Here is an 18,377-nt window from a genome sequence, read left to right as displayed (position 1 = left end):
AGTGTTCCGGTCAGATCGCAATGTAGGGGACCTGCTCGCCTTTGTGGCGCGGGCCGTCACCGGCGGGTTGGATCAGAAGGGCATTGGCCGCCGCAAGCACCCTGATCAGCGCGCTGTCCTGTCGGTTGGCAGGGGTGATGATGCCGTTCCTCACCGTGGCGCGCTGGTAATGCGCGCGGGGCCCGTTGGCAGGCAGGTCACAGCCCAAGGGTGCGGTCAACTCTGGCGCGCCGGCGGCGGGCAGCCCCTGCAAGGCACGCAGCACCGGCAGCAGGAACAGATGCGCGCAGACCACCGCCGACACCGGATTGCCGGGCAGGCCCAGCAGGATCGCGCCACCCAGCCGCCCGGCCATCAAGGGCTTGCCCGGGCGCAGCGCTACCTTATAGAATGCGCGGCTGGCCCCCATCGCTTGCGTGACTGGCGCGACCAGGTCATGGTCGCCGACCGACGCGCCGCCGATGGTGACGATCACATCGGCGTCCGCCGCCAGTTCCAGTGCGGCGCGCAGATCGGCTTCGGTATCGCGTGCGATGGGCAGCAGGCGGGCGGTGGCCCCTTCGGCCTCCGCCAGCGCGGCAAGAGCGAAGCTGTTTGACGCGATGATCTGGTCGGCCGAGGGCTTTTCGCCCGGCATCACAAGCTCATCTCCCGTCGCGATGATCGCCACGGTCGGGCGGCGCGCCACCGTCACCTGCGCCACATTCATCGCCGCAAGCAAGCCCAGATCTGCCGGGCGCAGGCGGCGCGGCGCTGGCAGGCTTTCACCGGTGCGGAAATCCTGCCCGCAGGGGCGGATGTTGCGGCTGTCGCCGGTATCGTGCGACAGGGTGATGCGGTCTCCCACGCGCTCTACGTTTTCCTGGATGACCACATGGCCCGCGCCCTCTGGCAGCGCCGCGCCGGTAAAGATGCGCACCGCCTGGCCCGCGCCGACCCGGCCCGCAAAGCTGCGCCCGGCGGGCGCTTCACCGATCACGGTGAAGGATGCGCCGCGCCGCGCCGCGCCTTCGGGGATGGCATAACCGTCCATGGCCGAAGCATCGAAGGGAGGCTGGTCGCGCCGGGCCACGGCGGGCGCGGTCATCACCCGACCGGATGCCGTGCGCAGGGCGCATTTCTCCGACGTCAACGGCGTCACCAAAGCGAAAACCAGTTGCAGTGCCTCTTCAACCGAGATCATCACGTCGCCTCATACCGACCTGATTTTCCACCATCTTTCAGGACCACGCGGATGTCGGTGATCTGCATCGACTTATCGGCGGCCTTCAGCATGTCGTAGACCGTCAGTGCGGCGACCGAGACCGCCGTCAGCGCCTCCATCTCCACCCCGGTCTGGCCAGTGGTCTTGACCGTGGCGCGGATCTGCACGCCGGGCAGGTCATCGTCTGGCGTCAGATCGAGGGTGACCGAACTCATCGGCAACGGGTGGCACAGCGGGATCAGATCGGCGGTGCGTTTCGCGCCCATGATCCCCGCCAGCCGCGCCACACCCAGCACGTCGCCCTTTTTTGCGTTGCCCCCACGCACCAGCGCCAGCGTGTCGGCTTGCATCACAACCGCGCCCACAGCCACCGCCACCCGCGCCGTCACATGCTTGGCCGAGACATCGACCATATGGGCCTGGCCCTGCGCGTCGAAATGCGTGAGGTCGGCCATTCACACCCCCGCTGCGACGGGATCGGCCAGAATGGCGCGCGTCGCGGCTGCCACATCGGCTTGCCGCATCAGACTTTCGCCGATCAAGAAGCAACGTGCGCCGCAAGCGGCCATATCGGCCAGATCTGCGGGTGTGTAGAGCCCGCTTTCAGATACCATGATACGGTCGCCGGGAACGCTGCGCGAGAGTTCACGCGAAACATCAAGTGTGACGTCGAACGTCCTGAGATTGCGGTTATTTATCCCGATCAGAGGCGAGCTCAGGCGCAGGGCGCGCTCCAGTTCGGCGGCGTCGTGCACCTCGATCAGCACATCCATGCCCCACCCTTGGGCACAGGCCTCCAGTTCGGCCGCCTGCGCATCCGATACGCTGGCCATGATGATCAGAATGCAATCGGCATTGAGGGCCCGTGCCTCGGCCACTTGATAGGTGTCGTAGATGAAATCCTTGCGCAGGCAGGGTAGATCGCAGGCAGCATGGGCGGCGGTCAGGTAGCTGTCATCGCCCTGAAAACTGGGCGTGTCGGTCAGCACCGACAGGCAGGTGGCGCCGCCCGTGGCATAGGCGCGCGCCAATGCGGGCGGATCGAAATCGGCGCGGATCAGGCCCTTGGACGGGCTGGCCTTTTTGATCTCTGCAATCAGGCCATAGCCTTTGTGCGCCGCAGCCTTCAGCGCGCGGGCAAAGCCGCGCGGGGTTGCGGCGGCGTGTGCGGCATCCTCGACCCCGTGCAACGGGCGGGCGGCCTTGCGTGCCGCGATTTCTTCCAGCTTGTAGGCTTTGATCTTTTCCAGAATGTCGGCCATGTCCGGCACCTTTCCTGTGGCTTGTTGGTGCATCAGCTATGGGGCGTAGCGCACTGATATTGCTTCTGAATACGGCTTGGTGCTGTCACGGCGCGGGCAGGGGCGACAGTGCCGCCAGCGCCTGTACCTTTGCACGTGCCGCGCCACTATCGATGCTGTCACGTGCCATGGCCACGCCCTCGCGCAGGCTGTTGGCCCGGCCCGCCACCAGCAGGGCTGCAGCCGCGTTCAGCAGGACTGCATCGCGGTAGGCACCGGGTGCGCCGTCCAAGAGCGCGCGCAGGGCACGGGCGTTCTGAGCAGGCGCGCCGCCCAAAAGGTCGGTGAACGGATGCACCGGCAAGCCGGCATCATCAGGATGCAAGGTGAATTCGCTCAATTCCCCTGCGTCCAGCGCCACCACGTGCGATGGCCCCGCAATCGACAGCTCGTCTGTGCCGTCGCCGCCGTGTACCAGCCAGGCGCGTTCGGAGCCCAGCTTGCCCAGCACTTCGGCCATGGGGCGCAAAAGGTGGGGGGCAAAGGCGCCGGTCAGCTGCCGCTTCACCCCGGCGGGGTTGGTCAACGGCCCAAGGATATTGAAGATCGTCCGCGTACCCAGCTCGGTGCGCACCGGGCCGACATGGCGCATCGCGGGGTGGTGCATGGGGGCCATCATGAAGCCGATGCCGGTGTCGCGCAGCGCGGCTTCGACCACTTCGGCCCCGACCATCACGTTGATCCCCATTTCCCCCAGCGCATCCGCCGCGCCGGATTTCGACGACAGGTTGCGGTTGCCGTGCTTGGCCACAACGACGCCCGCGCCCGCGACCACGAAGGCCGTCGCGGTCGAGATATTCAGCGTCCCCTTGCCGTCGCCCCCAGTGCCCACGATATCCATCGCGCCTTGCGGGGCGGTCACCTTCACGCAGCGTGCGCGCATGACAGTCGCGGCGGCGGTGTATTCGTCCACGGTTTCGCCCCGGGTGCGCAGCGCCATCAAGAACCCGCCGATCTGCGCCGGGGTTGCCTGCCCGTCAAAGAGGATGCCGAAGGCTGCCTCGGCCTCGGCACTGCTCAGCGCGCGGTCGGCGGCGGCGGCGATCAGGGGTTTCAAATCGTTCGGGGTCATTCCGTCTGTCATGCGGGGGCCTTCGCGAGGGTCAGGAAGTTCTGCAACATCTGGTGCCCGTGCTCGGACCGGATGGATTCGGGGTGGAACTGCACGCCCTCGATCGGCAATTCGCGGTGGCGCAAGCCCATGATGGTGCCATCCTCCAGCCAGCCGGTGACCTCCAGACAATCGGGCAGCGTGGTGCGGTCGACGATCAGGCTGTGATAGCGTGTGGCAGCGAAGGGCGACGGGAGGCCCGCGAAGACCCCCGCACCGTTGTGATGGATCGCCCCCATCTTGCCATGCACGATGTCGGGCGCACGCACCACCTTGCCGCCAAAGGCCTGCCCGATGGTCTGATGCCCAAGGCACACACCCAGAAGCGGCGTGCCCGTTTCGGCTGCGGCCAGCGTAAGCGGCAGGCAGATGCCCGCCGCATCAGGATCGCACGGCCCGGGCGACAGCAGGATGGCCGAAGGCCGCAGCGCCATCGCTGCCTGCACATCCAGCGCGTCGTTGCGGTGGACTTTGACATCCGCCCCCAGCTCGCCCAGATAATGCACCAGATTATAGGTGAAACTGTCGTAATTATCTATCAGCAGCAGCACGTCTGGCACCCTTCGTTCTGGCCTTGGTTCAGGCGTTTCATCGAGATGAATTGACTGAGGGCCGGGGGTCGTAGTCCCCGCCGCGCCCCCCGTCCGGCCCATACACATATTCGCTGCGTTATCGCGCATCCGGCGCGTGCTGTAAACGGTTTACGGGCGTTGAGGGGGGGGACGGGAACTGGGTATGGGTTCCGTACGCCTTGCCCGGGTTCCCTTCCGCGCAGGGGGGGGCCTGCGCGCGCCTCTGGTTGTCCGCTGGTTGAGCCGGACGCATTGGCAGCGCCTGCTATCTCTCCCGGCGCGTCCTTTGTGGGGCGCCCTGCCAGGCCCATCGTCTTGTCGCGCAGATGGCACCGCACCCACATCAGGGTGCCGCCTTGCTCTTCCACCCTCGCCCGTGGCCTGAACGCGCTGCGTTCGTACCCTCCGTCGCGCATTGCATCCGCAGGGTCAAATCCGCTATGGCGTCGCGTGGCGGGCGTTGCTGCCTTGCCCAAATCCGCTTGACCCCGCCTTGCGCAGAGGGTTCAGTCCCCCTTACCGCGACGGAGCATGGATGACCGCCCTTTTCCTGAAGATCAGCCGTATCCTGGACCGCGCCGCCGTGATCGCGTGCGGCAGCGCAGCTTTGGTACTGGTGGTGATGGTGCTGGTCAATGTGGTGCTGCGCTATGGCTTTGGCACCGGGTCAATCAAGATGCAGGACCTTGCGGCGTATGCTTTTGCGGTACTGGTCATCACCAGTGTGCCGGTCTGCCTTGCGCGCGGCGGCCATGTCCGCGTCGAGGTCCTGTCCGAGCGGCTGTCGCCCGGCTATTTGCGCGGCGCGGATGCGGTGGCGCTGGTATTGTTCCTGATCCCACTTTTCGGGTTGGTCATCTGGGCGGGGTGGAACGATCTGACCTATAGCTGGTCTATCCGCGAAGGGGCCGTAACACCCGGGGGCCTGGGCGGGCTGTGGCTGGTAAAGTCCGTGCTGCCTTTGGCGTCAGTAATGATGATCTGGCAAGGCGTCGCCGTGGTGCTCAACCCGCCGACGCCTGTGGCCGACGCGCCCGAGGTCGGCCCACCTGAAACTTTTGTCCCCGTCCCGGAGCGCCCGGATGATCGCGACGCCCTCCACCGCGATGGGGCCGCATCATGAGCCCGCAGGAAATGATCCTCGTGGCGATGTTCGTCGCGCTGTTCGCCGGGATCCTTAGCGGTATTCCCGCCATGCTGGCCATTGCGGGCGTGCCGCTGGTCACAGCGGTGATCGCGGTGCAGTTCGACCTGTTCAACGCCAGCTTCCTCAGCTTGTTTCCCGCACGCGTCTGGGGGGTGATGACGAATACGCTGCTGATGGCAGTGCCGTTGTTCGTACTGATGGGCGTGCTTCTGGAGCGCGCGCAACTGGCCGAGCGTATGCTGCGCGTGCTGGCGCGCATGCTGGGCGGTAGCCCGCGCGGGATGGCGGTGGCGGTGCTGCTGTTCAGCGCGGTCATCGCGGCGTCTACCGGGATCATTGGCGCGACGGTGGTCATGCTGGTGCTCATCAGCCTGCGCCCGATGCTGGAGGCGGGGATCAGCAAGCAGCAGGCCAGCGGGCTGATCTGCGCCTCGGGGACGCTGGGGCAGATCATCCCGCCGTCGATCGTGCTGGTCCTTCTGGGCGACCAGATCGGCAATACCTATCTGGAGGCGCAGCAACGCGCGGGTAATTTCGCGCCGCAGCCGGTGTCTGTCGCTGATCTGTTCGCGGGCGCGCTGATGCCGGGGCTGATGCTGGTGGGGCTTTATGCGCTGTGGCTTCTTTTTACCCTGCGCCCGGCCAAGGGGCATGTCGCGCCGCGTGCGGCCCGGGTCCCGCTGCGCGAGGTGGTGTTTACCTTCCTGCCGCCGATGCTGCTGATCCTTGCCGTCCTCGGCTCCATCCTCGGGGGGATCGCCACGGCAACCGAGGCGGCGGGGCTGGGCGCGGTCGGGGCGCTGCTGATGGCGGCGTTCTCGGGCGCGGCCCGCATGCCCGCGCGCGTGCTGATCGCTATTGCGGGGCTCTCGGCCTTCGCGCTGGTGGGCCTGCGCATCGCAGGCTTCGACCGCGCGACGCATGACAGCGTGGCGGGGCTGCTCGCGATTGGTGCCGCCGTGCTGATCGCTTTGGGGGTTGTGGTCGCGGCCGCCCGGCTGTGGCAGGGCCGGATGTTGCAAGGCGCGCTGATGGAGACGATGCGCATATCCGGTATGGTGTTTGGCATCGTCATCGCGGCCTCGATGCTTGCCCTCGTATTTCGCGGCTTTGGCGGTGACCGGACGGTCAGCGCGCTGATGGCGGGCCTGCCGGGCGGGCAGCTGGGTGCCCTTTTGCTGGTCATGGCGGTGGTCTTCGTGCTGGGCTTCATCTTGGAGGCCGTCGAGATCATCTATATTGTCGTGCCGCTCCTGGGGCCTGCGGTGCTGGGCGGCGACATCTCGCCCGTGTGGTTCGCGGTGCTGCTGGCGATGAACCTTCAAACCAGCTTTCTGACGCCACCTTTCGGATTCGCGCTGTTCTACTACCGATCCGTCGCGCCCCGCACGATCAGTACCGCGCAGATCTATCGCGGTGTGTTCCCGTTTGTCATGCTGCAACTTCTGGCGCTGGTGATTCTGATCGCGGTACCATCCATCGCGACCTGGCTGCCCGACCTGATTCTGAACTGACCCAACGGAGGAGAGAACAACCAATGAAACGCAGAACATTCCTTGCCAGTGGCGCGGGCCTGACCGCCGCCGCCGCAACCCTTGCCAGCCCTGCCGTCGCGCAGGGCGTCGTGCAATGGGACATGCCGTCATGCTTCCCAAAGGCCGCCCCCGGGGTCGGCACCAACGTGACGCGCTTTGCAGAGCTGGTTGGCCAGATGTCGGACGGGCGCATGCAACTGACGGTTTACGGCGCTGGTGAACTGGTGCCGCCCTTCGCCGTCGAAGACGCCGTGCAGCAGGGCAACGTGCCCATCGGCCATAACACGCCCTATTATGCCGCCTCAAAAAGCGCCGCGCTGCATTGGTTCACCGGCGTGCCCTTCGGCCTGACCTCTACCGAGCATTACGCCTGGTTGCGTTGGGGCGGCGGGCAGGAGATCTGGGACGACATCTATGCCGAACGTAACCTGTTGCCGATCTATTCGGGCAACTCGGGTGTGCAGTCCGGCGGCTGGTTCAAGTCGCGCATCGAAGGGCTGGAGGATCTGCAAGGCCTGAACATGCGCATCGCCGGGCTGGGCGGCGAGATGATGCGCAAGCTGGGTGTGAACGCCGTTCTGATGCCCGCGACCGAGATCTTTCAGGCGCTGCAATCGGGGGCGCTGGATGCAGCGGAATGGGTTGGCCCGCTGTTGGATCAGGCCTTCGGCCTGCAACGCATCACCAACCTATGCTACACGCCGGCTTTTGCCGAGCCTTCGGCTGCACTGGCGGTGGTGTTCAACAAAGACGCCTGGGCTGAGCTCCCTGCCGATCTGCAAGCCATTTGCAGGGCGGCATCGCTGCAATCCGCGATGGAGACGCAGGCGCAGTTCGACTATTTCAACGTCACGGCCATGGCGACGATGGCGTCGGAAGGCGTTGAATTCCTGGCCTTCCCCGACCCTGTGGTCGCCGCGATGCGCACCGCCTGGGATGAGGTGCGTGAAGAACAGCGCAGCGCCAGCGCCGATGCCGCCCGCGTTCTGGAAAGCATCGAGGTTTTCAGCGCGCAGGCAATCCCCTACAGCGCCGCCTTCGATCAGCGCTATCTGGCAGGGCGTGGCTAAGCCTTCGCGCCGGACCTGAATACCGGGGCGCACCGGATTGCCAAGGTGCGCCCCTTTTTGCTTTTGTGCGGTGAACTGAACATTGTCGTGGTGGGACAATATTGCCGACAGAACCTTGAACGGCGGTCGTGCACGGGCGGATCAGCACAAGCACCGCGCGTCCCCGCCCGTGCCGACAATGCTGCACAAAGGTGGTGCCAGCCAGCATCACAGGCGCCAATGCCTGCCCGTCGGGCGGCGTCGAGCCGCCAACCGGAACTTGGACAGGGCATCTTGCAGCCTTGGCGACACAAAGCGCATAAATATCATTTGCCAGCCTCAAGGCTGAACAACCGGAGTGCAAGGACGGGTTCATGCCCTATTCGGGCATTGGGGCCCGTTTGGTCTGTGGTGCCCGGACGCATGCCGGCCCCGCCCTCAATCCAGCCCGCCAAGATCGACGATCAATTCGACGATCTGGTCGATACCCTGCCCATGCCGCAACGATGCCATCACGAAGGGCAGCGCACCGCGTGCCGCCAACGCGTCGGAATGCAGCAACTTGGGGTCGACGCCCACATGCGGCGCCAGATCGGTCTTGTTGATGACCAGAATATCCGACCGCGTAACGCCCGGCCCCTTCTTGCGTGGAATGTCCTGCCCGGCGGCGGTGTCGATCAGATAGATCGTCAGGTCCGCCAATTCGGGCGAGAAGGTCGCGGCCAGATTGTCGCCGCCCGACTCGATGAAAATGATGTCTAGATCGGGGAAGGCGGCGTTGAGGTCTGCCACGGCGGCAAGGTTGATGCTGGCATCCTCGCGGATCGCGGTATGCGGGCAACCGCCGGTCTCGACCCCGCGGATACGGTCCATCGGCAGGGCCTGAGCGCGCATCAGAAACTCTGCATCCTCGCGCGTGTAGATGTCATTGGTGATAACTGCGACCGAGAAACGGTCGCGTAGCGCCACGCACAGCTTTTCGGTCAGCGTGGTCTTGCCGACGCCGACAGGGCCGCCGATGCCGATGCGCAGGGGGCCGTTGGGGCTGGTCATGTCTGAAAAATCCTCGTTTCCATGGTTTCGTGGTGGATCGCCGCCAGATCGCCGCGCAGAAAGGCGCCCCCCAAGTCGTCGAGCGTGAAGTGGGTGGCCTCGGCCGCGACATCCAGCACGGTCGGGTGCAGTCCCGACAGCACGCGCTGCCCATCGGTCTGGCCAAGGGGGACGAAGCGCACGGCGACCGTCACCAGATTGCTGGTGAAGGCATGCAGCATCTGCGTCACGATGGTATCGGGCGGCAACGCCATGCCGCGCGCCGCAGCACCCAGTGCTACGGGCAGGGGCAGGGTGGTGGGCAAGGCTGGCCCACCGATGGCCGCCAGCGTGCGGCAGAAGGCCTGTCCTTGGGCCAGGGTCTCTTGCGCGCGCTCGCGGCAGGTGGCGGTGGCCATCGCCAGTTCGCCAAGGCCGGGCAGGGCGCTGTCGGTGGAGCGCAGGGCGTGGACGCAGAGGATGGCATCGTTGCGCCCTGTGCCGTGGCGCAACAGATCCGACAGCCAACCCGACAGGCTGGTCGGGTCGGTCACATCCCCGGCGGAAATCGCCCATTCCAGCCCGTGTGAATAGGCAAAACTGCCCAGCGGAAAGGCGGGCGAGAGCCATTGCACGAGGCGTAGCAGATCCTCGCTGGCGGTGGCTGGATCGCCCGACACGGGCGTGCGGGGGAGGGGGCCCGACACGGGCGTTCGGGTGGGATCGCCCGCAGCGGGCGCATGGGAATTTCTGCCCGCGATGGGCGCCTCCGCGCGGTTTTCGCGCGCCGCCTCGCCCGACACGGGCGCATCCGACAGATCAGCGGCAAGGCGATTCATGAAGTGTGGCGGTGCGGGTGACTGTGGACGGGGGCGTCGACTTGTGAATGGTCGTGCGCGTCGTTTTGGGCGTGTCCGTCCGCGTGCGAATGTGCCTCGGCGTGGGAATGCCCATGCTCATGCGCTTCGCCATGAGTATGGTTGTGGCTGTGAGAGTGCGCCTCGGCATGGCTGTGCCCATGCCCCTCGGAAGCCGCGTGCGCTTCTGCGTCATGCGAATGGCCCATCGTGCGGCCATGGCCATAGGCGCCGCCCTCGGGCAGGAATGGCTCAGACACCGGACAGATGTCGGCGCCAAGCCCGCGCAGCATGTGTTCCAGAACATGGTCCACACGGATCAGCAGCCGGTCTGGCCCGATCTGGCAGGGCGTGTGACGGTTGCCGATGTGCCAGGCCAGACGCGGCAGGCCCGGCCCGGTGATCTCCAACAGCGGTTCTTCGGCAGCGACGACCCGGATCACCCGTCCATCTTGCAGCGTGAAGCCGTCTCCGTCGTTCAGGCTGACCGTTTCACCCAGATCGACATGGAACGTCGTGCCGCCATCGCTGACCAGCTTCTTGCGCCGGATGAAGCGCGCGTCATAGGTCAAGCACACGGTGTCTGCGGCTTCGGTGTAATTGCCTGCGCGCAGCAGGCCGTGGCTACGGGGCGTGGTCATGCACGACGCCCTTGCGCCAGGTTTTGATGGCGTGTCAGAGACCCAGACGGTTGTTGAACACCGCGTGCGGAATCGTATCGCGGGTGATCCCCAACGCGTGCAGTTCCGGGTCGGACAGGTTGTAAAGATAGTCGATCAGCGCACTTTTGGAGCGCACTTCGGCATAAGTCTCCAGCATCTGGCCGATTTTCGCGAAGAAGCCGCGTACCGCGCCAAATGCCGGACGGGCTGCCTGTGTGTTGTTGGTGATATATGCCATTGGAAACCTCTGAATATCGTGGCTTCCCCCCATGGCTGATAGAATAGGGCATGTTAGCTGACTTATCTATTGCGGAATTGTCGGGTCCGGGTTGCGTCTGGGTCATGGCGTGGGCCTCAAGGGGGCGTCAGAACAGGAAATAGCGTTGCGTCAGCGGCAGCGTCTCGGCGGGTTCGCAGGTCAGCAACACACCATCGGCGCGTACCTCATAGGTTTCGGGGTCAACCTCGATCTGGGGGCAGTAATCGTTCAGCCGCATGTCGGCTTTGCCGATGTTTCGGGTGTTCTGGACGGCGACCAGCGGGCGGTTCAGGCCCAGCGTCTGGTAAAGTCCGGCCTCCACCCCCGCTGCCGAGGTAAAGCTGATGGTCGAATGATGCACCGCGCGGCCCATCGCGCCGAACATGGGGCGTGTATAGAACGGCTGCGCGGGGATAGAGCCGTTGGGGTCCCCCATCTGCGCGCAGACGATAGACCCGCCCATCAGCACCATTTCGGGCTTTGCCCCAAAGAATGCAGGCTTCCACAGCACCAGATCGGCGCGCTTGCCAACTTCGATGGACCCGATGTGCGCGCTGATGCCCTGAGCCACTGCGGGGTTTATGGTGTATTTCGCAATATAGCGTTTCACCCGGAAATTGTCGTTCTCGCCGGTTTCTTCCGGCAAGCGCCCGCGCTGCTGACGCATCTTGTGTGCGGTCTGCCATGTGCGGATGATGACCTCGCCCACACGGCCCATGGCCTGGCTATCTGACGCGATGATCGAAAATGCGCCGAGGTCATGCAAAATGTCTTCCGCAGCAATGGTCTCGCGCCGGATGCGGGATTCAGCAAAGGCCACGTCTTCCGGGATCGACTTGTCCAGATGGTGGCAGACCATCAGCATGTCCAGATGCTCTTCCAACGTGTTGACGGTGTAAGGTCGCGTGGGATTGGTCGACGAGGGGATGACATTGGGTTGCCCGCAGACCTTGATGATGTCAGGCGCATGTCCGCCGCCTGCGCCCTCGGTATGAAAGGCATGGATGGTGCGGCCCTTCATCGCCTTCAGCGTATGTTCGACAAAACCGGATTCGTTGAGCGTGTCGGTATGGATCATCACCTGCACATCCATCTCGTCGGCCACCGACAGGCAGTTGTCGATGGTGCCCGGCGTGGTGCCCCAATCCTCATGCAGTTTCAGCGCGCAGGCCCCGCCCGCGACCTGTTCGCGCAGCGGGGCGGGAAGGCTGGCATTGCCCTTGCCCGCCAGCCCGATATTCATCGGCACGCTGTCGAAGGCCTGCAACATCCGTCCGGTATGCCATGGCCCGGGGGTGCAGGTAGTGGCCAGCGTGCCATGTGCAGGGCCGGTACCCCCGCCCATGCAGGTGGTGACGCCTGAATGCAGTGAATCCTCCATCTGCTGAGGACAGATGAAGTGGATATGGCTGTCAAACCCGCCTGCAGTGAGGATACGCCCCTCGGCGGCGATGATCTCGGTGCCCGGGCCGATGACGATGGTCACGCCCGGCTGGGTGTCGGGGTTGCCCGCCTTGCCGATGGCCGCGATCATGCCGTCGCGCAGCCCGACATCCGCTTTGTAGATTCCGGTATGGTCAACGATCAGCGCGTTGGTGATGACCGTATCGGCGATGCCTTCAGCGCGGGTGCGCTGGCTCTGGCCCATGCCGTCGCGGATGACCTTGCCGCCGCCGAATTTTACTTCTTCGCCGTAGGTGGTGAAATCGCGTTCCACCTCGATGATCAGATCGGTATCGCCCAGCCGCACACGATCACCGGTGGTGGGGCCATACATATCGGCATAGGTGGCGCGTGAGATCTGTGTGGGCATCTGGTCGGTTCCCTTGATACTGGGTGTGGGCGAAGATGATGCCCGGGTCACGGGCAGGGGGCAGAGGACAGGGTATAGGTGGCGCCGGGGCGCGTCTGGCCCTAAAGCGGCCCCATCACATCTTGATTGAAGCCAAACACGCGCCGGTCGCCACCGTAGGGCACGAGTTGCACATCGCGGGTCTGGCCGGGTTCAAAGCGCACAGCGGTCCCGGCGGCGATGTCGAGGCGCTGGCCGCGCGCGGCAGCGCGGTCGAAGTCCAGGGCGGGGTTGGCCTCGGCGAAATGATAGTGCGAGCCGACCTGCACGGGACGGTCGCCGGTATTGGCGACCGTGATCCGCGTGGCCTTGGCACCCGCATTCAGCGTCAGGTGTCCTTCGGCGGGAATAACCTCGCCCGGGATCATCTTTTGGGCGGTCATGAGCGCACCATGTGGCGGCGGTTCTGAGTTGGGGCATGGATCATGTCGTTGCCTTCCTTGCGGGGATGCGGATCATCTGTCAGCGCCTGCGGGCCGGGTCAGCGGATTGCTTCAACGCACCGGCTCATGCACCGTGACCAGCTTGGTGCCGTCGGGAAATGTTGCCTCGACCTGAATGTCGGGGATCATTTCGGCGATGCCCTCCATACATTGCTCGCGCCGGATCAACTTGCCCGCCGCCGACATCAGATCGGCGACACGGCGACCGTCGCGTGCGCCTTCGACCACGTAGTCGGTGACCAGCGCGATCACCTCGGGGTGGTTGAGTTTCACGCCACGCTCCAGCCGGTTGCGCGCGACAATCGCGGCAAGGCTGATCAGCAATTTGTCTTTTTCGCGAGGGGTCAGGTTCATGTCGGCTTCTCGTTAAGGGGCAGATCGGACAAGTGCATATCAGTGGCCCAGACGCGGGGCAGCGAGACCCCGCGCAGGTCGGACAGAAAGCGGGTCAGCGCACTGCGCAATGCCTCGGGGCGATGGGCCAGAAACCGCACGATCATCTTGCCGTCCCATGCCGATTTGCCAACCTCGACCCCTTCGCGCTGTGGCAAGGGGGCGGGGCGGGTTTCAGCATCGGGGGCGACATAGATCACCGTGGCCATGGCCTGCGCGCCACTCAGCAGCGCCCGTCCCGGCCCGTTCAAAAGGGGCAACATGGCGCGCGTGGTGTCAAGCACAATCACCCGCCCGTCGCGGGTGATATGGCGCGTGTCGGTCAGATGGCCCGAGATCGCGACTTCGCCCATTGCCCCGCGACCCAGCACCACCATTTCGCACAAGGTCAACGTCGCATCTGCCGCCATGTCGACGGTCAACCGCCGCGAGATTGCTGCCTGATCGAAAAGGATGGTTTCTTGCGGCAGCCAGTCCAAGACCGCGCCTGCACCAATGGTCAGATGGGTTGCGACCTGCGCATGGCCCGAGTGGCTTTTGTAGACCCGTTCCGCCGCCTGCGTGGTGCAGGTCAGGCGCGCGCCATCTTCGACACTGGCCTGCCAGTCGATCACATCGCCGCCCGTCAGCCCGCCCGAGGTATTGATGAACACGGCCTCGGGTGCAGCACTGCCGCTGCGCCGGGGCAGCAGCACCTTGGCGCAGCCGCGCTGCATCAGGTCGCGCAGTTGCGGACGCCCGGCGTCACAGCCCATGACAATCGCCCCATGTCCGCGCGCGCGCTGCATTGCAGGCCCGGGTTTGGCCGGGCTCGTTTTGTGGGGGACCGCCTCGGTATCGGCAGGTTTGATTGTGCTGAGCTGTGCCATCGCCGCTGGCGCGGCCGGAGGTTGGACCCGGGGCGGGGTGTGCAAGCGTGTTTCCATATTTGTGTGTTTATCTGGCAAGCTGCGGTCGAATAAAGCGTTTCGTGTGGCGGCGGCGCGCGCGACATGCGCGACGGCGCGGATTTGATGAAATATTGTGCAAAATTTGACGCGGACGCGCAGAAATTGGACGGGCATGGCGCATCGGTTGGTGTGGTCCCGCCTGGGGGCTTTGCCCTGCCGCACACAGGTTTGGTGCGCGGCACGCGGGGGCAGGCCGACCCTGCTGTGCAAAACTCTGTGCGCGGCTACTGACAGCGCGGCACGGCGGCCCTACATAAGAAGATGGCGCACGAAAGGACATCCACATGGTTTTGGACAATCTGCCCAGGGTCATCTTCCTGTTGCTGCTGATCGCAGCGATCGGTGGCTACTTCTTGATCGCGCATCGCGACCGGATGGGGCAGGTGGTGCGGCTGGCCGCCCTTTGGGGGCTAATCTTTGTCGGCGCTGTCGCGGGCTATGGCCTGTGGCAAGACATGCGCCCCACCAGCCAGCTCTCGGTCGCTACCGATGGTGGCCAGATCGAGGTGCGGCGCGCCCCCGATGGCCATTTCTATTTGCCGGTGATGATCAATGATGCCGAGGTGCGGTTTGTGGTCGATACCGGCGCGACCGATCTGGTGCTGAGCCAACAAGACGCGCAACGCGTCGGCCTCAACCCCGACCGGCTGGCCTATCTGGGCCGGGCGCGCACTGCGAATGGCGAGGTCGGGTTGGCCCGGGTGACGCTGGATCATGTGGTTGTCGGCCCGTTTGAGGATCGTCGCGTCAGCGCCGTGGTGAATGAGGGGGAAATGCGCGAGTCGCTGCTGGGCATGGGCTATCTGCAACGCTTCGCCCGGATCGAGATCGCGGGTAATCGACTGATCTTGTCGCGCTGAGGCGGTGGGACCCCGCGCATGCCATTGGGCTGCTGATGCAAGCGCGGGATAGGCCTATGGCAAAACCGCCAGATCCACCATATTGCCGATTGCTGGCCTGATTGGGCCTGAACGCCGCAACCCGCGTTTATGCGCCGACGATTTGGAGATATTATCCCGTCGGCGGACGGCAGCTTACTGCAACGTTCACCTGCGGTAGCAGCCAAGTCTGATCTGCATGCGCCATGGCGTTTTCACTCAGATTCTGGCGCTTCACGTCGCAGAGGCGGGCGGTGCCGCCCCTGTATTTGTTGAAATCACAGCTTTTGGGTCCGGAGCACGTTGTCAGTTCAATGCACGCTGACCGGCGCGAAATCGTTCTGACGGGCCAGCACGAAGGCCAGCGTGCGGTCGCCGACCAGCGCCAAACGCTCTCCATCGGTATCGTGAAGGGCATAGATGCGGCCCGCCGTGCCCAGTTGTTCCTGCACCTCATCGGGCAGATCAGCCACGTCTACCGGGCGGATGTAGACCGTGGGGTCTTTGGCGGTTGCGTCATTCGCTGTTGCTTTGGAATCCATGCTCAGCCTCTCTTTCATCTGTGAACCCGGGCGGCCGATCATGGCCCGCCGGACTTCCGTGAACCCGTCAGGCGCGGGTGATCGGGATGGTTTTCACCACCGTTTCGGGGATCGCGCGCGTCAGGTCGATATGCAGCAATCCGTCGGACAGTGCGGCCCGTGCGACCTCTACACCTTCGCCGAGCGCGAAACCGCGTTGGAATTGCCGCGCGGCGATGCCCCTGTGCAAGAAAACCCGGCTTTCATCCGGGGTGGGGTGCTGACCGCGTACCATCAATTGGCTCTCTTCTATGGTAATCGCCAAATCGGATTCGTCAAACCCAGCTACCGCCAGCGTGATACGATAGGAATTTGCGTCGCATTGTTCGATGTTGAACGGCGGATAGCCGTCGGGTGCGGCGCGGGTCGTCCGCTCCAATAACCGCTCCAACTGGTCAAAACCCAGCAGCATGGGGTGGGATGGAAAGCCGAGTTTCGTCATGTGGCAAGCCCTTTTAGCTGTAAGCGACGTTGCGACGGGCCCCGCTTCGGGCGACCCTGCAATATTATATGGGGGGCAGGGCGCGGCATGCAAGACTTGCCTTTGGGCCCGGTGCCGCCGGGTGCCCGATTGCCGCCACCGGGGCTTTGCGTTTGCGACCAAACCGGGTAGTCTGAACCCCCGTCCCCGATAAGCGAGTCGCCCCGGAATGAATGCCCCGATGGAACTGAACCACATTGAGGTATTGCGTGTGAAGCTGGAAGTGCTGCGCCGCCAGCACCGGGATCTGGACGATGCGATCGCAGCCCTTCAGCTAAAGGATTCCGCCGATCAGTTGGCGATCAAGCGGCTGAAGAAGCAAAAGCTGGCGTTGAAAGATGCAATTGCCCGGATCGAGGATGAGTTGACGCCCGATATCATCGCGTAGTGCGGGGTGCCTGCCCCATGGGAGCCAATTGCTCTGCCGCACCATTGCACCCGCAAGGCGCCGCAGTATAGAAAACCGCAAAACGGTGCAGCGCAAACGGGGGCGGGGATAGTATGACAGCGATCAAGGTCGGCATCATCATGGGCAGTCAGTCGGACTGGCCCACCATGACCGAGGCGGCGCAAATGCTTGATGCGCTTGGCGTGGCGTATGAGACCCGGATCGTGTCGGCCCATCGCACGCCGGACAGGCTGTGGGAGTATGGCAAGACGGCGGTCGAACGCGGCCTTCAGGTCATCATTGCGGGCGCGGGCGGTGCGGCGCATCTGCCTGGCATGATGGCGTCAAAAACCCGCGTGCCAGTGATCGGTGTGCCAGTGCAGACCCGCGCGCTTTCTGGTGTGGACAGCCTGTATTCCATTTTGCAAATGCCGCGCGGCTTTCCGGTGGCGACCATGGCGATCGGGGCGGCGGGGGCGGCCAATGCCGGGCTGATGGCCGCCGGAATTCTGGCGCTGAATGACCCCGCGCTTGCCGCAAGGCTGGACCAGTGGCGCGCTGACCTGTCAGCCTCGATCCCCGAGGAGCCTGTCGATGACTGAAGCAACTCCCCTGCAGACGGGTGCCACCATCGGCATCCTGGGCGGCGGGCAACTGGGCCGGATGCTGTCGGTTGCGGCCAGTCGGCTGGGTCTGCGCGCGCACATCTACGACCCGAGCCCCCAGCCCCCGGCGGGGGAGGTGGCGGCGAAGGTCACCACGGCGGCATGGGATGACACCGTCGCGCTGCGCGCCTTTGCCGCCGCCGTGGACGTGATTACGTATGAATTCGAGAATATCCCGACCGCCACGCTGGACCTGCTCGACCCCCTGCGCCCCATCCGCCCGGGCCGCCTTGCGCTGGCGGTCAGCCAGGACAGAGTGACCGAGAAGGAGTTTTTGCACGGCCTTGGCCTCAGCGTTGCGCCTTTTGCCCCGGTGAACAGCCTCGATGACCTGAATGCCGCATTGGACAGCATCCCCGCGCCGGGCATCTTGAAAACCCGCCGCATGGGTTATGACGGCAAGGGGCAGGCGCGGATCATGGATGCCGCGGATGCCCCGGATGCGTGGGCCGCGATGGCGGACGCGCCCGCAGTGCTGGAGGGGTTTATCTCATTCAGCCATGAGGTGTCGGTGATCGTGGCGCGGGGGCTGAACGGCGAAGTCGCGTGCTATGACCCGGGCGAGAATGTGCATGATGGCGGCATCCTGCGCACCACGACGGTGCCCGCGCGGCTGAGCACGGCGCAGCGCACCGATGCGGTGATCCTTGCGGGCCGCATCGCCAATGCGCTGGACTATGTCGGCGTCATGGGGGTGGAGCTGTTCGTTACGTCGCGTGGGCTGATCGTGAATGAGATCGCGCCGCGCGTCCATAATTCGGGCCACTGGACGCAGAATGGCTGCGCGGTGGATCAGTTTGAACAGCATATCCGCGCCGTGGCGGGCTGGCCGCTGGGCGACGGCGGGCGCTATGCCGATGTCGTGATGGAAAACCTGATTGGCGACGACATGGACCGGGTTCCAGCGCTGGCGCGCGAGGCCAATGTGGCGCTGCACCTTTACGGCAAGCCCGAACGCCGCGCAGGTCGCAAGATGGGCCATGCCAACCGGATCGTCGCCGCGAAGGGGTAAGCCCC

General features: G+C 64.8%; 21 protein-coding genes and 1 pseudogene. 7 read left to right on the top strand and 15 right to left on the bottom strand.

Annotated features, from left to right (window positions below; translation table 11 throughout):
- Window positions 1-10 precede the first annotated feature (10 nt).
- The 5 genes from H9529_RS05505 to H9529_RS05485 all read right to left on the bottom strand — a co-directional run bounded on the left by H9529_RS05505 (window position 11) and on the right by H9529_RS05485 (window position 4,167).
- The gene (locus H9529_RS05505; protein ID WP_092890713.1) at window positions 11-1,183 is read right to left on the bottom strand and encodes a molybdopterin molybdotransferase MoeA; all 1,173 of its coding nucleotides are present in this window, start codon (window positions 1,181-1,183) and stop codon (window positions 11-13) included.
- Complete coding sequence (gene moaC / locus H9529_RS05500) at window positions 1,183-1,659, bottom strand: cyclic pyranopterin monophosphate synthase MoaC (RefSeq protein WP_092890710.1); 477 nt, start codon at window positions 1,657-1,659, stop codon at window positions 1,183-1,185. Before moaC ends, H9529_RS05505 begins: the two co-directional genes overlap by 1 nt.
- A complete protein-coding gene (gene trpC, locus H9529_RS05495; RefSeq protein WP_092890707.1) occupies window positions 1,660-2,466 on the bottom strand; it encodes an indole-3-glycerol phosphate synthase TrpC in 807 nt (268 codons plus the stop codon).
- Window positions 2,467-2,551: 85 nt separating this feature from the next.
- Window positions 2,552-3,589: an anthranilate phosphoribosyltransferase gene (trpD, locus tag H9529_RS05490; RefSeq protein ID WP_223814307.1), complete on the bottom strand. Its 1,038-nt coding sequence runs from the start codon at window positions 3,587-3,589 to the stop codon at window positions 2,552-2,554.
- On the bottom strand, window positions 3,586-4,167 hold the full coding sequence (locus H9529_RS05485; RefSeq protein ID WP_092890702.1) for an anthranilate synthase component II: 582 nt from the start codon (window positions 4,165-4,167) through the stop codon (window positions 3,586-3,588). The genes trpD and H9529_RS05485 overlap by 4 nt, the downstream gene beginning before the upstream one ends.
- 556 nt (window positions 4,168-4,723) lie before the next feature.
- Here H9529_RS05485 and H9529_RS05480 point away from each other — a divergent pair.
- The 3 genes from H9529_RS05480 to H9529_RS05470 are packed head-to-tail and all read left to right on the top strand — an operon-like array spanning window position 4,724 to window position 7,940.
- Window positions 4,724-5,311, top strand: coding sequence for a TRAP transporter small permease subunit (locus tag H9529_RS05480; RefSeq protein ID WP_092890699.1), 588 nt, complete (start codon window positions 4,724-4,726; stop codon window positions 5,309-5,311).
- Complete coding sequence (locus tag H9529_RS05475) at window positions 5,308-6,849, top strand: TRAP transporter large permease (protein ID WP_092890696.1); 1,542 nt, start codon at window positions 5,308-5,310, stop codon at window positions 6,847-6,849. Before H9529_RS05480 ends, H9529_RS05475 begins: the two co-directional genes overlap by 4 nt.
- 23 nt (window positions 6,850-6,872) lie before the next feature.
- A complete protein-coding gene (locus H9529_RS05470) occupies window positions 6,873-7,940 on the top strand; it encodes a TRAP transporter substrate-binding protein (RefSeq protein ID WP_092890693.1) in 1,068 nt (355 codons plus the stop codon).
- 417 nt (window positions 7,941-8,357) lie between these two features.
- Here the strand turns inward: H9529_RS05470 and ureG are convergent, their stop codons facing one another.
- The 8 genes and pseudogenes from ureG to H9529_RS05430 all read right to left on the bottom strand — a co-directional run bounded on the left by ureG (window position 8,358) and on the right by H9529_RS05430 (window position 14,205).
- Window positions 8,358-8,972 carry an urease accessory protein UreG gene (ureG, locus tag H9529_RS05465; protein WP_092890690.1) on the bottom strand — a complete coding sequence of 205 codons (615 nt, stop codon included), beginning with the start codon at window positions 8,970-8,972 and terminating at the stop codon, window positions 8,358-8,360.
- The gene (locus H9529_RS05460) at window positions 8,969-9,631 is read right to left on the bottom strand and encodes an urease accessory protein UreF (RefSeq protein WP_397544900.1); all 663 of its coding nucleotides are present in this window, start codon (window positions 9,629-9,631) and stop codon (window positions 8,969-8,971) included. The genes ureG and H9529_RS05460 overlap by 4 nt, the downstream gene beginning before the upstream one ends.
- Before the next feature lie 284 nt (window positions 9,632-9,915).
- A pseudogene (locus H9529_RS05455) lies at window positions 9,916-10,449 on the bottom strand (urease accessory protein UreE); the annotation flags it as partial.
- A gap of 34 nt (window positions 10,450-10,483) precedes the next feature.
- Window positions 10,484-10,708 carry a hypothetical protein gene (locus H9529_RS05450; RefSeq protein ID WP_092890681.1) on the bottom strand — a complete coding sequence of 75 codons (225 nt, stop codon included), beginning with the start codon at window positions 10,706-10,708 and terminating at the stop codon, window positions 10,484-10,486.
- Between the two features lie 127 nt (window positions 10,709-10,835).
- Complete coding sequence (gene ureC / locus H9529_RS05445) at window positions 10,836-12,542, bottom strand: urease subunit alpha (RefSeq protein ID WP_092890678.1); 1,707 nt, start codon at window positions 12,540-12,542, stop codon at window positions 10,836-10,838.
- A 101-nt stretch (window positions 12,543-12,643) separates the two neighbouring features.
- Window positions 12,644-12,949: an urease subunit beta gene (locus H9529_RS05440; RefSeq protein WP_092891086.1), complete on the bottom strand. Its 306-nt coding sequence runs from the start codon at window positions 12,947-12,949 to the stop codon at window positions 12,644-12,646.
- A 126-nt stretch (window positions 12,950-13,075) separates the two neighbouring features.
- A complete protein-coding gene (locus H9529_RS05435) occupies window positions 13,076-13,378 on the bottom strand; it encodes an urease subunit gamma (RefSeq protein WP_092890675.1) in 303 nt (100 codons plus the stop codon).
- Entirely contained in the window at window positions 13,375-14,205 is an 831-nt protein-coding gene (locus tag H9529_RS05430; RefSeq protein ID WP_176847177.1) for an urease accessory protein UreD, read from the bottom strand. The genes H9529_RS05435 and H9529_RS05430 overlap by 4 nt, the downstream gene beginning before the upstream one ends.
- Before the next feature lie 446 nt (window positions 14,206-14,651).
- On the opposite strand from H9529_RS05430, the gene H9529_RS05425 reads away from it, so the two are divergent.
- Entirely contained in the window at window positions 14,652-15,227 is a 576-nt protein-coding gene (locus H9529_RS05425; protein ID WP_092890669.1) for a retropepsin-like aspartic protease family protein, read from the top strand.
- A gap of 329 nt (window positions 15,228-15,556) precedes the next feature.
- Here H9529_RS05425 and H9529_RS05420 read toward each other — a convergent pair whose 3' ends face one another.
- A complete protein-coding gene (locus H9529_RS05420) occupies window positions 15,557-15,787 on the bottom strand; it encodes a DUF1150 family protein (RefSeq protein ID WP_092890667.1) in 231 nt (76 codons plus the stop codon).
- A 67-nt stretch (window positions 15,788-15,854) separates the two neighbouring features.
- On the bottom strand, window positions 15,855-16,268 hold the full coding sequence (locus H9529_RS05415) for an Hsp20 family protein (RefSeq protein ID WP_092890664.1): 414 nt from the start codon (window positions 16,266-16,268) through the stop codon (window positions 15,855-15,857).
- A 208-nt stretch (window positions 16,269-16,476) separates the two neighbouring features.
- Here H9529_RS05415 and H9529_RS05410 point away from each other — a divergent pair, with 208 nt between their 5' ends.
- From H9529_RS05410 to H9529_RS05400, 3 genes are all read left to right on the top strand, one after another.
- A complete protein-coding gene (locus tag H9529_RS05410; RefSeq protein WP_092890661.1) occupies window positions 16,477-16,695 on the top strand; it encodes a YdcH family protein in 219 nt (72 codons plus the stop codon).
- Window positions 16,696-16,808: 113 nt separating this feature from the next.
- On the top strand, window positions 16,809-17,297 hold the full coding sequence (gene purE, locus H9529_RS05405) for a 5-(carboxyamino)imidazole ribonucleotide mutase (protein WP_092890658.1): 489 nt from the start codon (window positions 16,809-16,811) through the stop codon (window positions 17,295-17,297).
- Window positions 17,290-18,372: a 5-(carboxyamino)imidazole ribonucleotide synthase gene (locus H9529_RS05400; protein WP_092890655.1), complete on the top strand. Its 1,083-nt coding sequence runs from the start codon at window positions 17,290-17,292 to the stop codon at window positions 18,370-18,372. Before purE ends, H9529_RS05400 begins: the two co-directional genes overlap by 8 nt.
- Window positions 18,373-18,377 lie beyond the last annotated feature (5 nt).

This window comes from Roseicitreum antarcticum, from assembly GCF_014681765.1.
Classification (GTDB): Bacteria; Pseudomonadota; Alphaproteobacteria; order Rhodobacterales; family Rhodobacteraceae; genus Roseicitreum; species Roseicitreum antarcticum.
Note: the sequence above shows the minus strand (reverse complement) of the source record. Positions and strands in the feature narration are given on the sequence as shown.